This is a genomic window from Paracoccus sp. R86501, assembly GCF_042466435.1.
Taxonomy (GTDB): domain Bacteria; phylum Pseudomonadota; class Alphaproteobacteria; order Rhodobacterales; family Rhodobacteraceae; genus Paracoccus.
Window position 1 is genome coordinate 1230188 of sequence record NZ_JAXHPZ010000001.1, and the last position, 20787, is coordinate 1250974.

Here is a 20787-nt window from a genome sequence, read left to right on the forward strand (position 1 = left end):
ATGGAACCAAATAGGCAACCAAACAATCAAAGGTATGACACTAAGAGGGCAGAGAGGGTGCAACCTGCGGCAATGGTATCACGGAACCATTGCTCGCCCGACCTGTCGTTTCGACAGGTCATCGTCAAATAAGAAAGTCCCCGGAAACATGTTCCGGGAACCCTCAGTCATTTAGTCTTGATCAGCCGTCGGCGCGCGACGCACGCTTGCGCTCGTGCGGGTCAAGGTGACGCTTGCGCAGACGGATGTTCTTGGGCGTGACTTCGACCAACTCGTCGTCGTTGATATAGGCGATTGCCTCTTCCAGCGACAGGCGGACCGGCGGCGTCAGGCGGACAGCTTCATCCGTGCCCGAGGCGCGAACGTTGGTCAGCTGCTTGCCCTTCAGCGGGTTCACTTCAAGGTCGTTGTCACGGCTGTGTTCGCCGATGATCATGCCCTGATACAGCTCTTCCTGAGCGCCGATGAAGAACTTGCCGCGATCTTCCAGCTTCCACAGGGCGTAGGACACCGAAATGCCGTTCTCCATGCTGATCAGAACGCCCTGACGGCGGCCTTGAATGGCACCCTTATAGGGGGCCCAGCTGTGGAAGATGCGGTTCAGCACGCCGTTGCCGCGCGTGTCGGTCATGAATTCGCCCTGATAGCCGATCAGACCGCGCGACGGCACAAGTGCCACGATGCGGGTCTTGCCGACGCCAGCGGGGCGCATTTCCAGCAGGTCGCCCTTGCGTTCGCCAGTCAGCTTTTCGATCACCACGCCGGTGTATTCGTCGTCGACGTCGATGATGGCTTCTTCGATCGGCTCCATCCGGACACCATCTTCTTCCTGGAAGATGACGCGGGGACGGCTGATCGACAGCTCGAAGCCTTCACGGCGCATGTTTTCGATCAACACGCCCATCTGCAATTCGCCACGGCCCGAAACCACGAAGGCGTCGCCGCCGGGGGTGTCTTCGACCTTGATGGCGACGTTGATTTCGGCTTCGCGCATCAGGCGTTCACGGATGACCCGCGACTGGACCTTCTTGCCTTCTTTGCCCGCAAGCGGGCTGTCGTTGATGCCGAAGGTGACGCTGATGGTCGGCGGATCGATCGGCTGCGAGGGCAGGGCGGCTTCGACCTCGGGGTCACACAGCGTATCGGCCACGGTGGCTTTCGCCATGCCCGCGATGGTGACGATGTCACCGGCTTCGGCCATCTCGATCGGGGTCTGGGTCAGACCGCGGAAGGCCAGGATCTTGCTGATGCGGAACTGTTCGATCCGCTCGCCGTCGCGCGACAGCGCCTTCAGCGTGTCACCGGCGCGGGCGGTGCCGGCCTCGACACGACCCGTCAGCAGACGGCCCAGGAAGTTGTCGGCACCAAGCGTGGTCGCCAGCATCTGGAAAGGCTCGTCGTTGCGGGTGATCTGCTTGGGAGGCTCGACATGCTTCAGGATCAGGTCGAACAGCGCCGACATGTCCTTGCGGTCACCTTCCAGCGTGTCATCCGCCCAGCCGCCGATGCCCGAAGCATAGACATGCGGGAAGTCCAGCTGTTCGTCGTTCGCGCCAAGGTTGGCGAACAGGTCGAACACGTCGTTCAGGGCATTTTCGGGTTCTGCGGCAGGTTTGTCGACCTTGTTCAGAACCACGATCGGGCGCAGGCCAAGGGCCAGTGCCTTCGAGCAGACGAATTTCGTCTGCGGCATCGGACCTTCGGCGGCATCGACCAGCAGGCAGACACCATCGACCATCGAGAGGATGCGTTCCACCTCGCCGCCGAAATCGGCGTGACCAGGGGTGTCGACGATGTTGATGCGCGTGCCTTTCCATTCGACCGAAGTTGCCTTCGCAAGAATGGTAATGCCGCGTTCGCGTTCGATGTCGTTGCTGTCCATTGCGCGTTCGGCAACGGCTTGATTTTCGCGGAAAGAGCCGGACTGCCGCAGCAGCTGGTCCACCAGCGTGGTCTTGCCGTGGTCAACGTGGGCGATGATGGCGATGTTGCGGATATCCATGGCGGCCTTCTTTAACGTTCGCGGCTGCCCTACCCGATGCGGCGTCCAAAGGCTAGCCCGCAAATGATCGAAACCCCCGCCCAAAGAGCAGAGGTTCCGCTTTCGTGGCGTCAGGGTCGCAGTTTACACTGCCGCCCCGCGTCGTTCAGATGCGTATCAGCGCAGGCCCAGGAAGGACAGGATGAACAGGACGACGACGATAAGGCCGACAATGTAGATGATCGAATTCATGGTGTTCCCCTTTTTACAGGCGCCGAGTGCCTGACTTTGACCCTGCATATCGGCGCGTCGATGATTGAACGGCGCAGCCTTCGTGCAAGTTCCCCTGATCGTTGGAAATTATCTTGCCGCCTGTCAAGCCTGCCCTGCGCCGGCCAGCCAGCCCAGGCCGGAAAAGGTGGTGCGCGCAGGCTCGTATTCCGCACTGACCCAACCGCGATAGCCCCATTCGTCCAGCTCCGCGAAGAAGGCGGGATAGTCCAGCGTGCCCTGGTCGGGTTCGTGACGGCCGGGGTGACCCGCGATCTGGATGTGACGCACCAGCGGCGCATACCTGGCCCAGGTGGCCAGCATGTCGCCCGTGATGACCTCTGCGTGATAGGTATCCAGTTGCAGTCCGACGTTGGGCGCGCCGATCCGGCCCAGAATCTCGGCGGCCTGATCATAGCACGACAGGAAGTAGCCCGGATGATCGTTCTGGTTCAGCGGCTCGATCGTCAGGCTGGTGTGAGGTGCGCGTTCGGCAGCCCAGCTGAGATTGTCGACATAGGTCTGCAGCGCGTCGGGACCTTCGGCCTTGCCTGCCATGATGTGGATGTGGCGGGCACGCAGCGCCTCGGCGACGCGCAGGCTGCGTTCGAAGTCGCGGCGAAAGCGCGCCTCGTTTCCCGGAACGGCGGCAAAGCCGCGCGGACCACCCGCCCAGTTCGGGGGCGGTGCGTTGATCAGCACGATCTCGACCCCAGCCTTGACGGCAGCGCGATACATCTGCGGCGCGGCAAGGTCATAGGGGAACAGGATCTCGACCCCGGTAAAGCCCGCCTCGGCGGCGGCGGCAAATCGGTCGAACATCTGCAGTTCGGTGAACATCCACGTCAGATTGGCGGCAAAGCGTGGCATCAGGGCTCCAATGCGAAAAACCGACCGCGTGAGGTGACGCCGACGCGCCCGTCGGGACCGGGATCGGCCGCCGCAGCCAGCCGATAGAAGGTCTTGCGGTCGATCAGCGCCTCTAGCCCCGCACGGACATGCACATAGGGTCGGGGCTGGCCCGCATCGCCGCGCATGATGATCGCGTGGTCGGGGCCTGCGACCACCTGATCGCCCAGATTGGTGGTGAAGGTGATTTTGTCGGGCGCGAAATCGGCATCGGTGGCGATGAAGGGCGCATCTTCGACGGTGATGCCCAGTTTCTCGACCGGGGTGACCAGAAAGAAACTGTCGCCTTCACGCTTCAGGATGGTGGAAAACAGCCGCACCATCGCGGGGCGTCCGATGGGCGTGCCATCATGGATCCAGGTGCCATCCGTGCGGATCACCAGATCCATTTCGCCGCAATAGGGTGGGTTCCACAGATGCACGGGCGGCAGTCCGCCCTTGGCTGCTTTGCTTGCAACCTGGGCCAGGCCCTCGGCGCTCACGGTTTTGTCACTGTTTTCCGCCATTCGATCTGGTCGCCTCCACCCCAACTGCATATGCTCCGGTGTAAAGCAGCAGAAGGGCAATGTCATGACGTCGGACGAAATTCTGGTGCAAGAGGTTCAGGCCCTTGCCGCGCGCCTGTCCGAAGCACGGCTAAGCGTCGAACAGCGTTTCGTCGGCCAGCATGACGTGGTCGAACAGGTGCTGGCCGCGATTCTGGCGGGCGGGCACGCGCTGCTGGTCGGTCAGCCGGGTCTGGGCAAGACGATGCTGGTCGATACGCTGGCCACCGTGATGGGGCTGGACAGCCAGCGCATCCAGTTCACGCCCGACCTGATGCCCGCCGATATTCTGGGGTCCGAGGTTCTGGACGCCTTGCCGGACGGCACCCGCGCGTTTCGTTTCATCGAAGGTCCGGTCTTCACCCAGTTGCTGATGGCCGATGAAATCAACCGCGCCAGCCCGCGTACCCAATCGGCCTTACTGCAAGCCATGCAGGAACGCGAGGTGACGATCAGCGGCCAGCACCGTCCCCTTGGCCGCCCGTTCCACGTCCTTGCCACCCAGAACCCGATCGAGCAGGAGGGCACCTATCCGCTGCCCGAGGCGCAGCTGGACCGCTTCCTGCTGCAGATCGACGTCGATTATCCCGACCGCGACACCGAGCGTGACATCCTGCTTGCCACGACCGGCCTGTTGGAGGGCGCACCCCATGCCGCCTTTGCCGCAGACGACCTGATCGCCGCGCAGCGCCTGATCCGCCAGATGCCCGTCGGCGATGCCGTGGTCGAGGCCATTTTGGACATCGTCCGCGCCTGCCGTCCCACCGCCCCCGAGGCACCTGCCTTTGTCCGCGACGCGCTGATCTGGGGGCCGGGCCCCCGCGCGGCGCAGGCGTTGATGCTGGTGACGCGGGCGCGGGCGGTGCTGAACGGACGCTATGCCCCGACGCTAGATGATGTCGCCGCCATGGCAGCCCCGGTCCTGCGCCACCGGATGGCGCTGTCCTTCGCGGCACGGGCGCAGGGGCAAAGCGTCGATGCCGTGGTGACCCGCCTGCTGGATGACCGGATCGGCGGCCGTCGCGCGGCATGATCACCGGCCCCTCCGACCTTCGGGCGCAGGCCGACACGGCCAGCGCCCATCTACCCGCCCTGATGCTGGCGGCCGAGCGGCTGGCCGCCATGATCGCGCCCGGCGCCCACGGCCTGCGCCGCGCCGGTCCGGGCGAGGATTTCTGGCAGTACCGTCCCGCGGGCATCGGCGACGGGGCACGCAGCATCGATTGGCGACGCTCGGCCCGATCGGATGCGCAATTCGTACGCGACCGCGAGGCGCAGACCGCCCAGACCGCCCAGATATGGCTGTCGTCTTCCCCCGACATGGATTTCACCGGCGGCCCTGACCGCCCGACCAAGGCCGATCGCGGTCGCATTCTGGCGCTGGCCCTTGCAATGCTTCTGCTGCGTGGAGGAGAAAAAGTCGGTCTGCTGGGCCAATCCGCGGGCACGGGACGCCTGCAAGCCGACCGTCTGGCCGAGGCGTTGTGCATGCCGCGCGCGGACGATTTCCCCGTGGCGGAACTTCGCCCCGACCGTCAGGTGATCATCCTTGCCGACTTCCTGACCGATCCGCAGTGGGTTGCGGACGCGCTGCAGCGCGCCGCAGGCCTTGGGGTTCGAGGATGTCTTGTTCAAATACTTGATCCCGATGAAGAAACCTTTCCCTTTGAAGGTGCCGTCGAGTTCCGTGCTCCAAGTGCCACCACGCGCCATCACAGCCGTGATGCCCAAGGCTTGCGTCAGGCATATCTGACCCGTCTGGCACAGCGGCGCGACTGGTTGCGGTCGCAGGCTGGCCAAGCTGGTTGGCAGTTCGACCATAATGTAACTTCGGATGATCCGGCACTGATTTTGGGCCGGATCTGGGCGATGCTGGGACCAAGGGGGGCGCATTGATGCTGATCCTTGGACCATTGGGATTTGCCGCGCCTTGGGTGCTGGGTGCACTGGTCGCCTTGCCCGTCCTGTGGGTAATCCTGCGCGCCATGCCGCCTGCACCCAAGCGCATCGTCTTTCCCGGCGTTTCGCTGCTGCAAGGCCTGACCGACAAAAGCCCCGTGGCCCGTCGCACACCTTGGTGGTTGCTGCTGTTGCGTCTGCTGGCGGTGGCGGCGCTGATTCTGGCGTTTGCAGGCCCGGTCTGGAAGCCCGCGCCGCGCGAAGATGCCTCTGGTCCCTTGTTGATCGTGATGGATGCGGGCTGGGCAGCAGCCCCCGATTGGGCCGCCAGGCAGGCGCGGGCCGAGGCGGCGCTGACCGATGCCGCCGCTGCCGGTCGCCCCGCCGCGTTGTTCATGGCTGACGCCCGCCCCATGGCTGGCGCGGCGACCTTCCAATCCGCCGCCAGCCTGACTGCGGCCCTGCGTGCCGCGCGCCCTAAGGCGTGGCCCTCGGGGTTGCCGACCGATGCGCCGCAGGTGCTGGCCGATGTTCCTGCCGGTGCGTTGTCAACCCTTTGGTTGGCGGATGGCACCGATTATCCGGGCCGCGCCGACTGGCTGGCACATCTGTCAGAGATGGGTCCGGTCACGGTGGTCCCGCCGCTGCGGGCGCTGCGGACGCTGTCGTTGCAGGACGGGACGGAGCCCGCGCTGATCCTGCGCGGAACATCGACCAATGCGGCGACGGTGCAGGCGATCGGGCCGGACCCGCAGGGCATCGCGCGTCCCTTGGCCGATCTGACTGCCGATGCCCCGCAGACCAGCGACGGCATTACCACGCGCCGGATTGCCATCGACCTACCGCCGGAATTGCGCAACCGCATCACCAGCTTCCGCATTCAGGGCGACAGTCATGCTGGCGCAGTCGTTCTGGCCGACGACCGCGTCCAGCGGCATAAGGTTGCGTTGGTCGGCGACCCCTCGGATCAGTCCGAGGCGCAGGAACTGCTGTCCCAGATGCATTATCTGCGGCAGGCACTGGCCCCGACGTCGGATCTGGTCGAGGGCAGCCTTGGCGACGTGCTGGACGCTGCCCCCGACGTGGTGATCCTGGCCGATCAGGTCCAACTGGCCGAGATCGGAGAACTGGCCGAATGGGTCGATCAGGGCGGTCTGCTGATCCGCTTTGGCGGTCCGCGGATGGCGGGCGACGATCGGCTGGATCAGGAGCCCCTGCTTCCGGTCAACCTGCGGCAAGGGGGGCGCGACATCGGCGGCGCGCTCAGCTGGGGCGATCCGCGCGGGATCAAGCCCTTCGACGCCAATGGCCCCTTTGCGGGTCTGGCCATCCCCGACGACGTGACGGTCCGCGCGCAGCTAATGGCCCAGCCCGCACCCGATCTGGCGGATAAGACCATCGCCGCGCTGACGGACGACACGCCGCTGATCACGCGTGACAGGCTGGGGCAGGGTCAGGTCGTTCTCGTCCATGTAACCGCGAATGCCGAATGGTCGTCACTGCCGCTGTCCGAGCTGTTCGTCCAAATGATGCAGCGTCTGGTCGCCACGGCGGGCACCAGCGCCCGCGACGAACAGACGGATGACCGCCAGCAGCCCTTCTGGACGCCGGTTCAGGTGCTGGACGGCTTTGGCAACCTGACCGAGGCCGACGATCTGGCGCCCGTTTCTGCAGCCGACATGCTGAAAGGCCCGGGCGTGGACCGACCCGCAGGCATCTATGTCGCGGGCGAACGCCAGCAGGCGCTGAATGCCGGTGGCCCGATCACCGTGGCGGACTGGCCGGGTGTGACGGTCCTCCAGCCGGATGCGACGGTCGGGCGTGATCTGATGGGCATGCTGCTGGGGCTGGCGGCGGTGCTGCTGGCGATGGATGCCTTTGGCTCGGCTTGGCTGGGCCGTGGTGGCCGCGTGGCTGCCGTGCTGCTGGCATTGGCCCTGATGCCCAGACCCGCGGCCATGGCGCAGGATCTTGACCCCGACATAATCCGCGCGGCGGATGAGGTCGCACTGGCCTATGTCGTGACGGGCGACGACCGGATCGATACGGCCTCGGATCAGGGGCTGCGCGGCTTGTCGGCGGCGCTGCGCCAGCGCAGCTCGGTCGAGCCGGGGGCGCCGATCGGTGTCGATCTGGACAGCGACGACCTGTCATTGCTGACGTTCATCTATTGGCCTGTGACAGCCGACCAATCCGCACCTTCGCCGCGCGCCTATATGCGGCTCAATGCCTTCATGCGGTCGGGCGGGGTGATCATGTTCGACACCCGCGACGGTGATGTGACAGGCGTCGGCGGCCCCGACATGACCGACACGCTGCAGGCGCTTGCGGCACCTTTGGACATTCCGCCCCTCGCCCCCATTCCCGAAGATCACGTGCTGACGCGGACCTTCTATCTGCTGGACGATTTCCCGGGCCGGTGGCGCGGCAATCCGGTCTGGGTCGAGGCTCCGCCCGTCGGCGCCGCCGCTGCCGAAGGCAGCCCTTTCCGCCAGTTGAACGACGGCGTCAGCCCCGTCATCATCGGCGGCAACAGCTGGTCCGAGGCATGGGCCATCGACGACGATGGCTATCCGGTCTTTCCTGTCGGTTCGGGATGGGAGGGCGAGGAGCAGCGCGAGATGTCGCTGCGCTTCGGCGTCAACCTGATCACCTATGTCCTGACCGGAAACTACAAATCCGATCAGGTCCATGTGCCCGCCCTGCTTGACCGCCTGCGGACCGAGGAGGCCCTGTCCAGATGACCGCCCTGCGCTTCGATCCCGCCTTGCCGTGGTGGGCCATTGCCACGCTTGCCGCGCTGGCCCTGCTGGTGGCGGGTTTTGCACTGTGGCGTGGTCTGCGCGGTTGGGCATGGCGGGGGCTCGCCCTGCTGGCCACGGCCATCGCCCTTGCCGGACCCGCCTTCGAGATCGGCACCCGTGCAGGGCTGACCGACATCGTCATCCTGCTGGACGACCGTTCCGCCAGTCAGGATCTGCCGGGACGGCGCGCGCAAGTCGATCAGGCTCTCGACCAACTGTCGGACGGCGTAGAGGCGCTGCCCGATACCGAATTGCGCCGGATCACCGTGGGGGATGACGACGACGGCACCCTTCTGGCCACCGCAATCACCCGCGCCGTGGCCGCCGAACCGGATGCGCGGCTGGCAGGCGTGATCGCGGTGACCGATGGCCGCTTGCATGATCCGCAGATGCTGCCCGCGGGCCTGCCGGCACCGATGCATGTGCTGCTGACAGGACAGCCGCAGGATTGGGACCGGCGGTTGGTCATCGAACAGGCCCCCGCGTTCGGGCTGATCGATCAGGAGGTGACGATCCGCCTGCGGGTCGAAGATCAGGGCGCCGTTCCGCCCGGCTTGGGTCAGGGCAGCGCCACCCTGCGCCTGTCCTTGGACGGAGAGGGCGAACAGACCTTCGCCGTTCCCCTGAACACGACCCTCTCACTGCCGGTGACGCTGACCCACGCCGGCCAGAACGTCGTCCAGATCACACTGCCCGAAATCGAGGGCGAGCTGACCGACCGCAACAATTCCGCCGCGATCAGCGTCAATGGCGTGCGCGACCGGCTGCGGGTGCTGCTGGTCTCGGGCGAGCCGCACGCGGGCGAAAGAACATGGCGCAACCTTTTGAAATCGGACGCCTCTGTCGATCTGATCCATTTCACCATCCTGCGCCCGCCCAACAAGATGGACGGCGTGCCGATCAGCGAGTTGGCGCTGATCGCCTTCCCGACCCGCGAATTGTTCCTCGAACGGATAGACGATTTCGACCTGATCATCTTTGACCGTTATCGGGTGCGGGGCATCCTGCCGCCCGAATATTATCAGAACATCAGCCGCTATGTCCGCGACGGTGGTGCGGTGCTGGTCGCTGCAGGCCCCGAGATGGCCTCGGTCGAGAGCCTGAACCTGTCACCCATGGGTCAGATCCTGCCCGCCCGCCCGACCGGCAACGTCATCGAGGAGGCTTTCCTGCCGCGCCTGACAGCCGAAGGCCAGCGCCACCCCGTGACCGCCGATCTGCCCGGCGCGCAAGACGGGGACGATCCCGATTGGGGGCGCTGGCTGCGGATGGCGCAGGTCACGCCGAACCCCGATGCGCAGGTCGTGATGACGGGGGCGGGCGACAACCCGTTGCTGGTCATGAACCGTGTCGGCAAGGGGCGGGTGGCGCTGATGACCTCGGATCAGGCCTGGCTCTGGGGGCGCGGCTTCGAAGGCGGCGGCCCGCAGTTGGAGCTGCTGCGTCGCATCGCCCATTGGTCGATGAAAGAGCCCGAACTTGAGGAGGAGGCCCTGCTGGCCGAGGTCTCGGGCGGGTTGAACGTCCGGATCACGCGCCGTTCCATGCTGGACCGGATCGGACCTGCGGTGGTGATCAAGCCAGACGGAACCACGCAGGCGCTGCCGCTGCAGCCTGACGGGCCGGGCCGCTTCACGGCCGATTGGACTGCTGATGCGCCGGGCCTCTATCGGTTGCAGAACGGGAACGAAAGCCGGGTTCTGGCGCTTGGCCCTGCGGCGCCGCGGGAATTCGAACAAACGGTCGCCGATGCGGGGCTGTTGCAGCCGCTGGTCGCTGCATCTGGCGGGGCGGTGCTGAACCTGTCCGATGGCGTGCCATCGGTCCGCCATGCGCGGCCCGGACGCGCGACAGGCCGCGGCGTCGGCAGTTCATGGATCGGCATCACCCCCCGCGACGCGGCGACCGTGACCGGATTGCAACGCCGACCCGTCATGCCCGGCTGGCTGTGGCTGGCCATCATTGCGGGGCTGGCGCTGACGGGCTGGCTGGCCGAAGGTCGGCGGGGGCGCGGCGCATGATCGCTGGCGATGCCCCTGCGCGCTTGCCAAGCGCGCATCCGGTTGGTAACCCGTTGAAAACCGCCTGAAGGAACGAAAATGGCCGACGACGCGCGCAATCCCGCCCCCTATACCGAGGCAGACCTGTCGCTGATCAAGCGGATCATTCCGCACCGTTACCCCTTCCTGTTCATCGACAAGGTGCGCGACATCGTGCCCTTTGAAAGCGCGGTCGGCATCAAGAACGTCACCAGCAACGAACCGCATTTCCAGGGCCATTTCCCCGAACAGCCGGTCATGCCCGGTGTCACCATCATCGAAGCCATGGCCCAGACCGCAGCCATCGTGGTCGGCATCAGCATCAACGTCGTAGACGAGGAAATGCTGACCTATTTCATGGGCATCGACAAATGCAAGTTCCGTCGCATGGTCGTTCCGGGCGACGTTGTCGAACTGCACGTCAAGGCGATCCGCGGTGGCGGCAAGATCTGGAAGTTCGAGGGCAAGGCGACGGTCGATGGCCAAGTCTGCGCCTCGGCCGAATTCACGGCCATGATGGCGCGGAAGACAGATGCCTGAGACCCTGATCCACCCTTCGGCCGTGATCGAACCCGGCGCCCAGATCGCCGAGGGCGTGTCCATCGGGCCGTTCTGCGTCGTCGGCGCCAAGGTCAAGCTGGCGCAGGGGGTGGTTCTTAAGTCCCATGTCGTGGTCGCCGGTGATACCAGCATCGGCCCCGACACGGTCGTCTTCCCCTTCGCCTGCATCGGCGAAGTGCCCCAGGACCTCAAGTTCCGCGGCGAGGACGTCAGCCTGAAGATCGGCGCCCGCAACCGTATCCGCGAATATGTCACCATGAACCCCGGGACCGAGGGCGGCGGCGGCGTCACCATCGTCGGCGACGACGGGCTGTATATGTCGGGCGCGCATGTCGCCCATGACTGCCACATCGGTGATCGGGTCATTCTGGTGAACAACGCCTCGGTTGCGGGGCATTGCCATCTGGAAGACGACGTCATTGTCGGTGGCCTGTCGGGCGTGCACCAATGGGTGCGCATCGGACGCGGCGCGATGATCGGCGCGGTGACGATGGTGACGGCCGATGTCATCCCCTATGGTCTGGTGCAGGGGCCGCGCGGCCATCTGGACGGGCTGAACCTTGTGGGGCTCAAGCGGCGCGGGGCGAAACGCTCTGATATCGTGGCATTGCGGGATCTGTTGGGCGCTTTGGGGCAGGGGTCGTTCCGCGATACCGCCCGCAGCCGCGCCGAAGCCGATGTTTCGGCGATGGAGCGTAACGTCCTGGACTTCATCCTTGGCCCCTCGGATCGCAGCTTCCTGACGCCGCGCAGCACCTGATCTTTTTTGCGGAACAAGGCAGAACGAATGACACGCATTGCAGTGATCGCTGGCAAGGGGCATCTGGCCCCGGCCGTGGCCCGCGCCTTGGACAATCCCGCCGTCTATGCGCTGGAGGGTTTTGCCCCCGAAGGACTGGACCACACGACCTTCCGGCTGGAGCGTCTTCTGCCCTTCATCGACGGTCTTCTGGATCAGGGGATCACCCGCGTGGTCTTTGCCGGGGCGATCCGGCGCCCGAAACTGGACCCCGAGGCATTCGATCCGCGGACGGCCCAGATGGTCCCGCGCATCCTGATGGCGATGCAATCGGGTGATGACGCGGCCTTGCGGACGGTGCTGGATATCTTCGAAGAAAACGACCTGACTATCTGTTCTGTCGCGGAAATCTGCCCTGACCTCATGCCGGATGCAGGCGTGCTGGCTGGCAAGCCTTCTGATGCCGACACACGCGACGTCCAGCGCGCGGCGCAGATTTTGACCGATACCGGCCCGCTGGATCTGGGTCAGGGCGCCGTCGTGGCACAAGGTCTGTGCCTTGCCCTTGAAACCCTGCCGGGGACCGAGGCGATGCTGGCATTCGCAGCGTGTCACGGCGATATGCGGCCCAATCCCATCGGCGCCAAGGGTGTGCTCTACAAGGCGCCGAAACCCGATCAGGACCGCCGCATCGACCTGCCGACCATCGGTCCCGACACGGTCGATCAGGCGGCAAAGGCCGGTTTGGCGGGCATTGCCTGGCAGGCAGGCGGCGTGATCCTGCTGGACCGGACCGAGGTGCTGCGTCGGGCACAGGCAGCTGGTCTGTTCCTGTGGGCAGTGGCTGCGCCGACCTGACGCGAGGGCAGGAAGCACTGGCATCTTGGCTCCTTGGCCAATACCTATGTCCTGACAGCAGCAAGGTGAACCGGCATGAAGTACTTCCTGATCGCAGGCGAACCCTCGGGCGACCAACTGGGCGCGGCCTTGATGGCGGGGCTGGCGCATCATGACCCGGATGCGCAGTTCGTCGGTATCGGCGGCGCCGGCATGCAGGCTCACGGGCTGAACAGCCTGTTCCCCATGGATGAATTGAGCCTGATGGGCATCTGGGAGGTTCTTCCCAAGTATCGCCACCTGAAACGCCGCATTGCCGAAACCGCCGAGGCGGTGATCCAATCGGGTGCCGACGTGCTGGTCACCATCGACAGCCCCGATTTCTGCCTGCGCGTCGCAAAGATCGTGCGTGCGACGCGGCCGCAATTGCGAACGGTGCATTATGTTGCGCCCTCGGTCTGGGCTTGGCGGCCTGGCCGGGCGGCGAAGATGGCCAAGGTCATCGACCATGTGCTGGCGATCCTGCCGTTCGAGCCGCCGCTGATGCAGGCGGCGGGCATGACCTGCGATTTCGTGGGGCATCCGGTCGCGACATCCGATGTGGCGGGCCCCGATCAGGCAATGCTGTTCCGCAACGCGCATGGCATCGCCGCCGACGCGCCCATCGTGCTGTGCCTGCCGGGATCGCGCCGGTCCGAGGTCGCGCGCCTTGGTCCCCGCTTCGACGAGGCGCTGATGCGCCTGCGCGACCGCGTCCCCGAGATCCGCGTCGTCCTGCCCACCGTTCCGGGCGTGGCAGGCATGGTTCGCGACATGACGAAGCGCTGGCCCACGGCCCCCATCGTCATCGAAGAATCGGATGAGAAACGCGCGGCCTTTGCGGCTGCCGATCTGGCCTTGGCAGCGTCGGGAACGGTCAGTCTGGAACTGGCGGCGAACCGCATTCCAATGGTCATCGGTTATGACATGGCGCCGATCAGCCGCTGGATACTGGGGGCGCTGTTGCGGACCGATACGGTCACGCTGGTCAATCTGGTCAGTGAAACGCGCGTGGTGCCCGAATATCTGGGCCGCAACTGTCAGCCGGGCCCCATTGCCATGGCCCTTCAGGCCGCGTTGGAAGAACCGGCGTCGCGTGCCGCCCAGATGCAGGCCATGGACCTGACCATGGACCGCCTTGGAAAAGGTGGTGAGGCGCCGGGCCATCGCGCGGCGCGCTCGGTCATTCAGGCGATCACAGAACCGCGGTGACGATGATCTCGACCTTGTAATCGGGGGTCGCCAGCGCGGATTCGCCAGTCGCACGGGCAGGGGCATGGCCTTCGGGCACCCAGGCGTCCCAGACCGCGTTCATTTCGGCGAAATCGGCCATGTCGGCCATCCAGATCTGGGCCGAGACGATGCGCGTCTTGTCGGTGCCGGCCTTTGCCAGCAGATCCTCGATCTGTGCCAGGCATTCTCGGGTCTGATCGGCCACGGAACTGCCAGGCTCTCCGACCTGACCTGCCAGGAAGACGAAGCCGTTGGCGATGACGGCCCGGCTCATGCGGGTTCCGGTTTCGATACGGGTGATGTCGCTCATGTTCATGCTCCTTGAATGAGACGCCAGAAAAAGATTGCGGTGGTGCCAAAGCCGATGCAGGCAATCAGCGCGCGCAGGGTCGGCATGGGGATGCGTCTTGCGATGGTGGGGCCGATCAATCCGCCAAGGACCGTGCCAAGCGCCATCAGCGCCGCCGGCCCCCAGGCGATCGATCCGCCAAGCGTAAAGATCAGGCAGGCGATCAGCGACAACGCGACGCTGAGCCAGCTTTTCAGCCCGTTCATCTGGTGAATGTCGCGCATGCCCCACATGGCGAACAGCGCCAGCAGGATGATCCCCAGCCCGCCGTTGAAATAGCCGCCATAGATCGCCACCGGCAACAGCGTGCCCAGCCCGAAGGGCGTCACCACACGGGCATATCGCGCCGCCATGGCGCGGATCTGCACGGCCCAGATGAAGACCACCGTCGCGACCAGCAGCAGGAAGGGCACCAGTGCCGAGAACGCCTGATTCGAACTGACCAGCAGCAGCCCCGCGCCGATCGTCCCGCCCGCCATGGTCCAGAATGTCAGGCGCAGCATCCGGACGCCCTGCATCGCGGCCAGATCGCGGCGAAAGCCATAGGTCGCCGCTAGATAGCCGGGGAAGGATGCGACCGTCGCGGTGGCATTCGCCATGACCGGGGGAACGCCGACCAGCACCAGCGCCGGGAACGTGATGAAGGTGCCGCCGCCTGCAACAGCGTTCAGAATGCCACCGATCAGCCCGGCAAGGAAAAGCAGGGCGATATCGAACATGCAGACCTTTCAAGCGGCACCGGAATCGGCGTTTCGCCAGACGCTATACGCGGCGTCAGCCAGCGGCAAGGCGGCTTGAGGTGGTTGCTGATTTGTTCTAATTTTGCGGCATGAACAACCTTGACCCGACCTGCCTTCCCGCCATGCCGGGACAGCGACTTGCGCGCGGAACCGGACGGATGTTGCGGTCGCTGGACCACGCCGTGCTGCTGGAATTCGTGCCATCGCGCGGGCTGCGTGTCGATGTGATCAGCCTTGGTCCCAAGGGCGAATTATGGATCGTGGAATGCAAAAGCAGCCGCGCCGATTTCCAGTCCGACCGCAAGTGGCAGGGGTATCTGGAATGGTGCGACCGCTATTTTTGGGCCGTTGACGCGGATTTTCCTGTCGCTCTGCTGCCCGAGGATACCGGGCTGATCATGGCCGATGCCTATGGCGCCGAGATCACGCGCATGGCGCCCGAATCCCGGCTGGCACCGGCGCGCCGCACCAAGGTGCAACGCGACTTTGCCCGCACCGCAGCCCTGCGGTTGCAGGGGCTGTGCGATCCCGACGGCTTCAGCGCCGGGGCTTTTTAGAATCGCTGCGGACGGCCTCGGCGGCTGCCAGCAGTTCTTCCGCAATCTCGGTTGCCTCTTCGGCATCGAAGTCCATCGGCAGGTCGATGCTGTCGCCCTGGATGTAGATGCGGACCATTCCCTGGTCGGTCGGACCGATCTGCAGATTGGCCGTGACGTCGCTTTCGCTGTTGATACCCATGGTCTGTCCTTTCAGCTGAGAAACTTTCTGTAACGCGGACGCAATTTCACGGCAAGCGAGGGTTGCAACCCCCGCGCACTGGGGCTATTGAACCGCCCAGTGCCGCCTTAGCTCAGTTGGTTAGAGCGCTAGATTGTGGATCTAGAGGTCACCCGTTCGAGACGGGTAGGCGGTACCATTCCCCCCCCCTTGGAATATCAGCGATATCCCTGCGCCTGCAGTTCGAACAATTCGCGATAGCGGCCGTTTTGTGCCAGCAGCTGTTCGTGATTGCCCTGCGCATCCACGCGGCCCTTTTCCAGCACAATAATTCGGTCGGCCATGCGCACGCTGGAAAACCGGTGCGAGATCAGCAGCGCCGTGCGCCCATGCGTCAGTTCCTTGAAACGCTGGAAGATCTCGTATTCGGCGCGGGCATCCAGCGCGGCGGTGGGTTCGTCCAGAATCAGCAGCTGCGCGTCGCGCATATAGGCGCGGGCGATGGCCAGCTTTTGCCATTCGCCGCCCGACAGGTCCAATCCCTTGCTAAACCGCTTGCCGACCATCTGGTCATAGCCCTTGGGCAGCTTGGCGATAACCTGATCGGCCAGCGACCGTTCGGCGGCAGCAATGATTCGGGGACGATCGTCGCGCGCCTCGATCCGACCGATGGCGATGTTTTCCGAAGCTGTGACGGCATAGCGGACAAAATCCTGAAAGATCACGCCGACGGCACCGCGCAGTTCGTCCAGATCATAGTCGCGCAGGTCACGACCATCCAGCAGGATGCGGCCCTCGTCGGGATCATAAAGCCGCGCCAGCAGCTTGACGATGGTGGTCTTGCCCGCGCCGTTTTCACCGACCAGCGCCACGGTTTCACCGGCATGCAGCTCAAAGCTCATGCCGCGGATGGCCCAATCGTCGCGACCTGGATAGTGGAAGCCGACATTCTCGAAGCGGAAGCCTTGCGTGATCGGAGTGGGGATCGGCAGTGCATCGGGCCCCGACGCGATGGCCGGGGTCGAGGTGAAAAACTCGAACAGATCGTCCAGATACATCGCCTGTCCGGCCATGCTGGAAAAGCTGCTCAGCAGACCCTCCAGAAGCCCGCGCAGTCGCAGGAAGCTGCCCGACAGGAAGGTCAGGTCGCCAAGCGTCAGATCGCCGGTCAGGGCATTTGCGATGATCCACAGGAAGGCGCCGTAATAGGCCAGCGTCCCCATCGCTGTCAGCCCCGCCATGACCGTCAGCTGACGCCGTTGGATGGCACGGTTCTCGACATAGAACCGCCGCGCCAGCGTCAGGTATCGGTCGCGCAGGAAAGGCGACAGGCCGAAGATCTTGACTTCTTTCGCGGTCTCGGCGCTGGCACCGATCATGCGCAGGTAATCGCGTTCGCGACGGTCTGGTGCGCGGCGGTGATTCAGGGCATAGGTCTGGGCGTTGAAGTGCATCTCTCCGAATAGCGACGGGATCAGCGCCAGCGCCAGCAGCAAAACCAGCCACGGGTTATAGACCAGCAGCCCGATGGCAAAGCTGCCCACCGTGACCAGATCCTGCAACTGCTGCATGACCTGATTGACCAGCGGGATGCGCCCCATCGTCTGCCGTCGCGCGCGGTCCAGACGGTCCTGGAACGCGGGGTCCTCGAAACTGGCAAGGTCCAGATCGCCCGCGTGATCCATCAGCCGGATCGAGATATCGATGACCAGCTTTTCCTGTAGCAGGCTGTCGGTATAGCTGACCAGCCGCCCCAGAATGTCCTGTGTCAGCGCCAGGGCCAGTTCGGCCACGACCAGCGCGATCAGCCCCGTGGTAAGCCCGCTGTCCCACCAGCCCGACAGGGTTTCGGGATGACCGGGAAGCGATGACAGCCGCACGACCTGATCGATGATCAGCTTGCCAACCCACAGCATCGCGACGGGCATCAGCGCGCGCAGCAGGCGCAGCACGATCATCGACAGGGTCAGGGCGGGGCTTGCCTGCCACACCATCCGCAGGAAGGGCGGGATGTTCTTCAGCGCCGCCCAACGCGCTGCAAATGTGGTTGCAGTCGAGTCGGACGGCGGCATCTTACGCGGCCTCGTGTCGACGGGCGTGGGCGATCTCGGCCTCGGTCAGGGGGCCGGGATAATGGCAGGCGATCTTGTGATCACCGCCGATGGGCGCCGGAACCTCCTCGGCGCAGCGGGCCTGCGCGCGGGGGCAACGGGTGCGGAAGACGCAGCCCGAGGGCGGGTTCATAGGCGAGGGCAGGTCACCCGCCAGCGGCACGATGGTCTTGCCGGTCTCGATCGTCGGATCGGGCACCGGCACCGCCGACAGCAGCGCCTGCGTATAGGGGTGCTGCGGGTTGCCGTAAAGCTCGGTCGAAGACGCGACCTCCATGACCTTGCCCAGATAGAGCACCATCACCCGGTCGCTGATATGCTTCACCACCGACAGATCGTGGGCGATGAAGACCAGCGCCAGCCCCAGCTCCTTCTGCAGCCGGATCAGCAGGTTGATGACCTGCGCCTGGATCGAGACATCAAGCGCAGACACCGGTTCGTCGCAGATGATCAGCTTGGGCTCCACGATCAGCGCGCGGGCGATGCCGATGCGCTGGCACTGGCCGCCGCTGAATTCATGTGGATAGCGGTTGATCTGGTTCGGCAGCAGGCCGACCCGTTCCATCATGGCCTTGACGCGGTCGCGGACCTCGGCGCGGCCAAGGTCGGGGCGGTGGGTCGTCAGCGGTTCGGCGATGATCTGGCCCACGGTCATGCGCGGGTTCAGGCTGGCCAGCGGGTCCTGGAACACCATCTGGATGTCGCTGCGGTATTTCATCATCTGCCGCGGCGACATGGCCAGCAGGTCCTTGCCGTCGATCCATTCTGCCTGACCTTCGGCGGGGACCAGCCCGATCAGGGCGCGGGCTAGGGTGGATTTCCCGCAGCCGGATTCGCCCACGACGCCAAGGGTTTCACCGGGGTTCAGGGTGAAATCGACGCCTGCGACGGCATGCAGGGGCCGGGGCTTGGCCCAAGGCAGATCGCCCTCGCGGCGGATCTGGAAGGTCACGCGCAGGTCGCGCACATCAAGAAGCGGGTTCATTGCTGTCCCTCCACCGTGCTGGGGGTTCCGACGGCACCAGCACCTGCCACGGCACCGCGCGGAATGGCCTGCGCGGGGCCGTCGCCAAGATCGGCTGCGGGCTGGTCGTCGTCGATGGTGATGCGGGTCTGGCGTGCGATGACCTCGGCCACGGGGGCGTGACAGGCGCGTGCCTGTTCGGGGGCAAAGCCTTCCAGCGGCGGATCGATGCTGTCGCATCCCTCGCGTGCATAGGGGCAGCGCGGAGAGAATGCGCAGCCGCTTGGCGGGCGGCTCATGTTGGGGGGTTGGCCGGGGATGGCGTGCAGCTCCTCGGACATCTGATCGACGCGCGGAATCGCGTCCAGCAGCCCTTGGGTATAGGGATGCGTCGGCGCGGCAAAGATCGGACGCACCGGCCCGGTTTCACGGATACGCCCGCCATACATGACTGCAACCCGTTCGCAGGACCCTGCGACCACGCCCAGATCATGGGTGATCAGGATCATCGCCATGCCGAAATCGCGCTGCAATTCCTTCAGCAGCTGCATGATCTGCGCCTGAACGGTCACGTCCAGCGCCGTCGTCGGTTCATCCGCGATCAGCAGCTTGGGCTTGCACAGCAGCGCCATGGCGATCATCACGCGCTGGCGCATGCCGCCGCTGAATTCATGCGGATAGAGCCGCACGCGGCCCTTGGCGTCGGGGATCTTGACCGCATCCAGCATCTGCACCGCTTGGGCCACGGCCTCGCGCTTGCCGATGCCCTTGTGCAGGGTCAGCACCTCGGCCATCTGGTCGGCCACCCGCATATAGGGGTTCAGCGAGGTCATCGGGTCCTGAAAGATCATCGCCATCTTTTCGGCGCGGATGCTGTTCAGGACCTTGGGCTTGGCGTTCAGAATTTCCTGACCGTCGAAGATGACCGACCCCGTCGCGCGACCGTTGCGCGCCAGCAGGCCCATCATGGCGAAGGACAGCTGCGACTTGCCGCTGCCCGATTCACCGACGATGCCAAGCGTCTGACCGGCTTCGACCGACAGGTTGACGTTGTTGACGGCGCGAACCTCGGCATCATTGGTCTGGAAGCGGACCGAGAGGTCCCGGATATCTAGAAGGCTCATGCTCAGCGCTCCTTGGGGTCTAGGGCGTCACGCAGGCCATCGCCCACGAAGAAGAAGCCGAACAGCGTAATGACAAAGAAGAACAGCGGGAAGGCCAGCTGCCACAGCGTGCCATAGTTCATCGTGCCGGCCCCTTCGGAAATCAACGCACCCCAGCTGGTCAGCGGTTCCTGAACCCCAAGGCCAAGGAAGCTGATGAAGCTCTCGGTCAGGATCATCAGCGGCACCAGTAGCGTGGCATAGACCGCAACCACGCCCAGCAGGTTCGGGACGATGTGCCGGATGATGATCTTCCACGACGGCACGCCGGTTGCACGCGCGGCCTCGATGAATTCGCGGTTCTTCAGCGACAGGGTCTGGCCGCGCACGATGCGCGACATATCCAGCCAGCTGATCAACCCGATGCCCAGGAACAGCATCGACATCGACCGCCCGAACATCACCAACAGAAGGATCAGCACGAACATATAGGGGATCGACATCAGGATATCGACGGTCCGCATCATGATCTGGTCGGTGCGACCGCCGACATAGCCCGCCGTGGCGCCGTAAAGCGTGCCGACTATGACGGCGATGCCTGCGCCCACCACGCCGACCATCAGGCTGACCTGCGTCCCTTGGACAACCCGCGCGAACAGATCGCGGCCAAGGTTGTCAGTGCCGAAATAATGGCCGTTTTCGAAGGAGGGCTGACCCATCTGGGCCACCTGACCCATGACACTGAAGTCCAGTTCCTCATTCGACCAGACGGCGAAATAGCCGCCGACCAGCGCGAAAACGGAAACAAGGATCAGGATGATCAGCCCCAGCATCGCGCCCTTGTTGTTCAGGAACCGCTTGCGTGCGTCCGCCCAGGGGCTGCGGCCGCGAACCTCGTCCTGAACCAGCTTGGTCGACAGGGATTGCATCTTTTGTTCGTCAATGAC

The 20787-nt window shown here is 64.8% G+C and carries 19 protein-coding genes and 1 tRNA gene; 10 read left to right on the top strand and 10 right to left on the bottom strand.

The window, feature by feature from the left end:
• Window positions 1-181: 181 nt before the first annotated feature.
• The 3 genes from typA to SJY40_RS06045 form a co-directional block, all read right to left on the bottom strand.
• Entirely contained in the window at window positions 182-2002 is a 1821-nt protein-coding gene (gene typA, locus SJY40_RS06035; RefSeq protein ID WP_378943825.1) for a translational GTPase TypA, read from the bottom strand.
• Between the two features lie 354 nt (window positions 2003-2356).
• Window positions 2357-3121 carry a hydroxypyruvate isomerase family protein gene (locus SJY40_RS06040; protein ID WP_378943827.1) on the bottom strand — a complete coding sequence of 255 codons (765 nt, stop codon included), beginning with the start codon at window positions 3119-3121 and terminating at the stop codon, window positions 2357-2359.
• On the bottom strand, window positions 3121-3666 hold the full coding sequence (locus tag SJY40_RS06045; RefSeq protein ID WP_378943829.1) for a DUF1285 domain-containing protein: 546 nt from the start codon (window positions 3664-3666) through the stop codon (window positions 3121-3123). The genes SJY40_RS06040 and SJY40_RS06045 overlap by 1 nt, the downstream gene beginning before the upstream one ends.
• Window positions 3667-3730: 64 nt before the next feature.
• Between SJY40_RS06045 and SJY40_RS06050 the strand changes: the two genes are divergently transcribed.
• The 8 genes from SJY40_RS06050 to lpxB all read left to right on the top strand — a co-directional run bounded on the left by SJY40_RS06050 (window position 3731) and on the right by lpxB (window position 13835).
• Window positions 3731-4738 carry an AAA family ATPase gene (locus tag SJY40_RS06050; protein ID WP_378943831.1) on the top strand — a complete coding sequence of 336 codons (1008 nt, stop codon included), beginning with the start codon at window positions 3731-3733 and terminating at the stop codon, window positions 4736-4738.
• On the top strand, window positions 4735-5601 hold the full coding sequence (locus SJY40_RS06055) for a DUF58 domain-containing protein (protein WP_378943833.1): 867 nt from the start codon (window positions 4735-4737) through the stop codon (window positions 5599-5601). The genes SJY40_RS06050 and SJY40_RS06055 overlap by 4 nt, the downstream gene beginning before the upstream one ends.
• The gene (locus SJY40_RS06060) at window positions 5601-8348 is read left to right on the top strand and encodes a DUF4159 domain-containing protein (protein WP_378943835.1); all 2748 of its coding nucleotides are present in this window, start codon (window positions 5601-5603) and stop codon (window positions 8346-8348) included. The genes SJY40_RS06055 and SJY40_RS06060 overlap by 1 nt, the downstream gene beginning before the upstream one ends.
• Window positions 8345-10429: a hypothetical protein gene (locus SJY40_RS06065; protein WP_378943837.1), complete on the top strand. Its 2085-nt coding sequence runs from the start codon at window positions 8345-8347 to the stop codon at window positions 10427-10429. Before SJY40_RS06060 ends, SJY40_RS06065 begins: the two co-directional genes overlap by 4 nt.
• Before the next feature lie 78 nt (window positions 10430-10507).
• Entirely contained in the window at window positions 10508-10987 is a 480-nt protein-coding gene (fabZ, locus tag SJY40_RS06070) for a 3-hydroxyacyl-ACP dehydratase FabZ (protein WP_378943839.1), read from the top strand.
• Window positions 10980-11768: an acyl-ACP--UDP-N-acetylglucosamine O-acyltransferase gene (lpxA, locus tag SJY40_RS06075; RefSeq protein ID WP_378943841.1), complete on the top strand. Its 789-nt coding sequence runs from the start codon at window positions 10980-10982 to the stop codon at window positions 11766-11768. Before fabZ ends, lpxA begins: the two co-directional genes overlap by 8 nt.
• A gap of 27 nt (window positions 11769-11795) precedes the next feature.
• On the top strand, window positions 11796-12605 hold the full coding sequence (locus SJY40_RS06080) for an LpxI family protein (RefSeq protein ID WP_378943843.1): 810 nt from the start codon (window positions 11796-11798) through the stop codon (window positions 12603-12605).
• A gap of 75 nt (window positions 12606-12680) precedes the next feature.
• The gene (lpxB, locus tag SJY40_RS06085; protein ID WP_378943845.1) at window positions 12681-13835 is read left to right on the top strand and encodes a lipid-A-disaccharide synthase; all 1155 of its coding nucleotides are present in this window, start codon (window positions 12681-12683) and stop codon (window positions 13833-13835) included.
• Here lpxB and SJY40_RS06090 read toward each other — a convergent pair.
• Window positions 13819-14166 (bottom strand): RidA family protein, encoded by a 348-nt coding sequence (locus tag SJY40_RS06090; protein WP_304620907.1) that lies wholly within the window; start codon window positions 14164-14166, stop codon window positions 13819-13821. The genes lpxB and SJY40_RS06090 overlap by 17 nt on opposite strands.
• Window positions 14167-14168: 2 nt before the next feature.
• A complete protein-coding gene (locus tag SJY40_RS06095; protein WP_378943847.1) occupies window positions 14169-14924 on the bottom strand; it encodes a sulfite exporter TauE/SafE family protein in 756 nt (251 codons plus the stop codon).
• A 110-nt stretch (window positions 14925-15034) separates the two neighbouring features.
• On the opposite strand from SJY40_RS06095, the gene SJY40_RS06100 reads away from it, so the two are divergent.
• Window positions 15035-15502, top strand: coding sequence for an MmcB family DNA repair protein (locus tag SJY40_RS06100; protein WP_378943849.1), 468 nt, complete (start codon window positions 15035-15037; stop codon window positions 15500-15502).
• Here SJY40_RS06100 and SJY40_RS06105 read toward each other — a convergent pair.
• Complete coding sequence (locus SJY40_RS06105) at window positions 15483-15683, bottom strand: DUF6324 family protein (RefSeq protein ID WP_378943851.1); 201 nt, start codon at window positions 15681-15683, stop codon at window positions 15483-15485. The two genes, SJY40_RS06100 and SJY40_RS06105, sit on opposite strands and share 20 nt — an antisense overlap.
• A 101-nt stretch (window positions 15684-15784) precedes the next feature.
• On the opposite strand from SJY40_RS06105, the gene SJY40_RS06110 reads away from it, so the two are divergent.
• A tRNA-His gene (locus SJY40_RS06110) sits at window positions 15785-15861 on the top strand.
• Between the two features lie 19 nt (window positions 15862-15880).
• Here SJY40_RS06110 and SJY40_RS06115 read toward each other — a convergent pair.
• The 4 genes from SJY40_RS06115 to SJY40_RS06130 are packed head-to-tail and all read right to left on the bottom strand — an operon-like array spanning window position 15881 to window position 20769.
• Window positions 15881-17734: an ABC transporter ATP-binding protein gene (locus SJY40_RS06115; protein ID WP_378943853.1), complete on the bottom strand. Its 1854-nt coding sequence runs from the start codon at window positions 17732-17734 to the stop codon at window positions 15881-15883.
• A gap of 1 nt (window position 17735) precedes the next feature.
• Entirely contained in the window at window positions 17736-18758 is a 1023-nt protein-coding gene (locus SJY40_RS06120) for an oligopeptide/dipeptide ABC transporter ATP-binding protein (protein WP_378943855.1), read from the bottom strand.
• Window positions 18755-19861, bottom strand: a complete 1107-nt coding sequence (locus tag SJY40_RS06125; protein WP_378943857.1) for an oligopeptide/dipeptide ABC transporter ATP-binding protein — start codon at window positions 19859-19861, stop codon at window positions 18755-18757. Before SJY40_RS06125 ends, SJY40_RS06120 begins: the two co-directional genes overlap by 4 nt.
• Window positions 19862-19863: 2 nt before the next feature.
• Complete coding sequence (locus SJY40_RS06130; protein ID WP_378943859.1) at window positions 19864-20769, bottom strand: ABC transporter permease subunit; 906 nt, start codon at window positions 20767-20769, stop codon at window positions 19864-19866.
• Between the last annotated feature and the right edge of the window lie 18 nt (window positions 20770-20787).

Coding starts and splice junctions, on each gene's coding strand:
- SJY40_RS06090 (WP_304620907.1), bottom strand. CDS start 14,166: ATGAGCGACATCACCCGTATCGAAACCGGAACCCGCATGAGCCGGGCC.
- SJY40_RS06130 (WP_378943859.1), bottom strand. CDS start 20,769: ATGCAATCCCTGTCGACCAAGCTGGTTCAGGACGAGGTTCGCGGCCGC.
- SJY40_RS06045 (WP_378943829.1), bottom strand. CDS start 3,666: ATGGCGGAAAACAGTGACAAAACCGTGAGCGCCGAGGGCCTGGCCCAG.
- lpxA (WP_378943841.1), top strand. CDS start 10,980: ATGCCTGAGACCCTGATCCACCCTTCGGCCGTGATCGAACCCGGCGCC.
- SJY40_RS06065 (WP_378943837.1), top strand. CDS start 8,345: ATGACCGCCCTGCGCTTCGATCCCGCCTTGCCGTGGTGGGCCATTGCC.
- SJY40_RS06080 (WP_378943843.1), top strand. CDS start 11,796: ATGACACGCATTGCAGTGATCGCTGGCAAGGGGCATCTGGCCCCGGCC.
- SJY40_RS06105 (WP_378943851.1), bottom strand. CDS start 15,683: ATGGGTATCAACAGCGAAAGCGACGTCACGGCCAATCTGCAGATCGGT.
- SJY40_RS06100 (WP_378943849.1), top strand. CDS start 15,035: ATGAACAACCTTGACCCGACCTGCCTTCCCGCCATGCCGGGACAGCGA.
- lpxB (WP_378943845.1), top strand. CDS start 12,681: ATGAAGTACTTCCTGATCGCAGGCGAACCCTCGGGCGACCAACTGGGC.
- SJY40_RS06115 (WP_378943853.1), bottom strand. CDS start 17,734: ATGCCGCCGTCCGACTCGACTGCAACCACATTTGCAGCGCGTTGGGCG.
- SJY40_RS06055 (WP_378943833.1), top strand. CDS start 4,735: ATGATCACCGGCCCCTCCGACCTTCGGGCGCAGGCCGACACGGCCAGC.
- SJY40_RS06095 (WP_378943847.1), bottom strand. CDS start 14,924: ATGTTCGATATCGCCCTGCTTTTCCTTGCCGGGCTGATCGGTGGCATT.
- SJY40_RS06120 (WP_378943855.1), bottom strand. CDS start 18,758: ATGAACCCGCTTCTTGATGTGCGCGACCTGCGCGTGACCTTCCAGATC.
- SJY40_RS06050 (WP_378943831.1), top strand. CDS start 3,731: ATGACGTCGGACGAAATTCTGGTGCAAGAGGTTCAGGCCCTTGCCGCG.
- fabZ (WP_378943839.1), top strand. CDS start 10,508: ATGGCCGACGACGCGCGCAATCCCGCCCCCTATACCGAGGCAGACCTG.
- typA (WP_378943825.1), bottom strand. CDS start 2,002: ATGGATATCCGCAACATCGCCATCATCGCCCACGTTGACCACGGCAAG.
- SJY40_RS06040 (WP_378943827.1), bottom strand. CDS start 3,121: ATGCCACGCTTTGCCGCCAATCTGACGTGGATGTTCACCGAACTGCAG.
- SJY40_RS06060 (WP_378943835.1), top strand. CDS start 5,601: ATGCTGATCCTTGGACCATTGGGATTTGCCGCGCCTTGGGTGCTGGGT.
- SJY40_RS06125 (WP_378943857.1), bottom strand. CDS start 19,861: ATGAGCCTTCTAGATATCCGGGACCTCTCGGTCCGCTTCCAGACCAAT.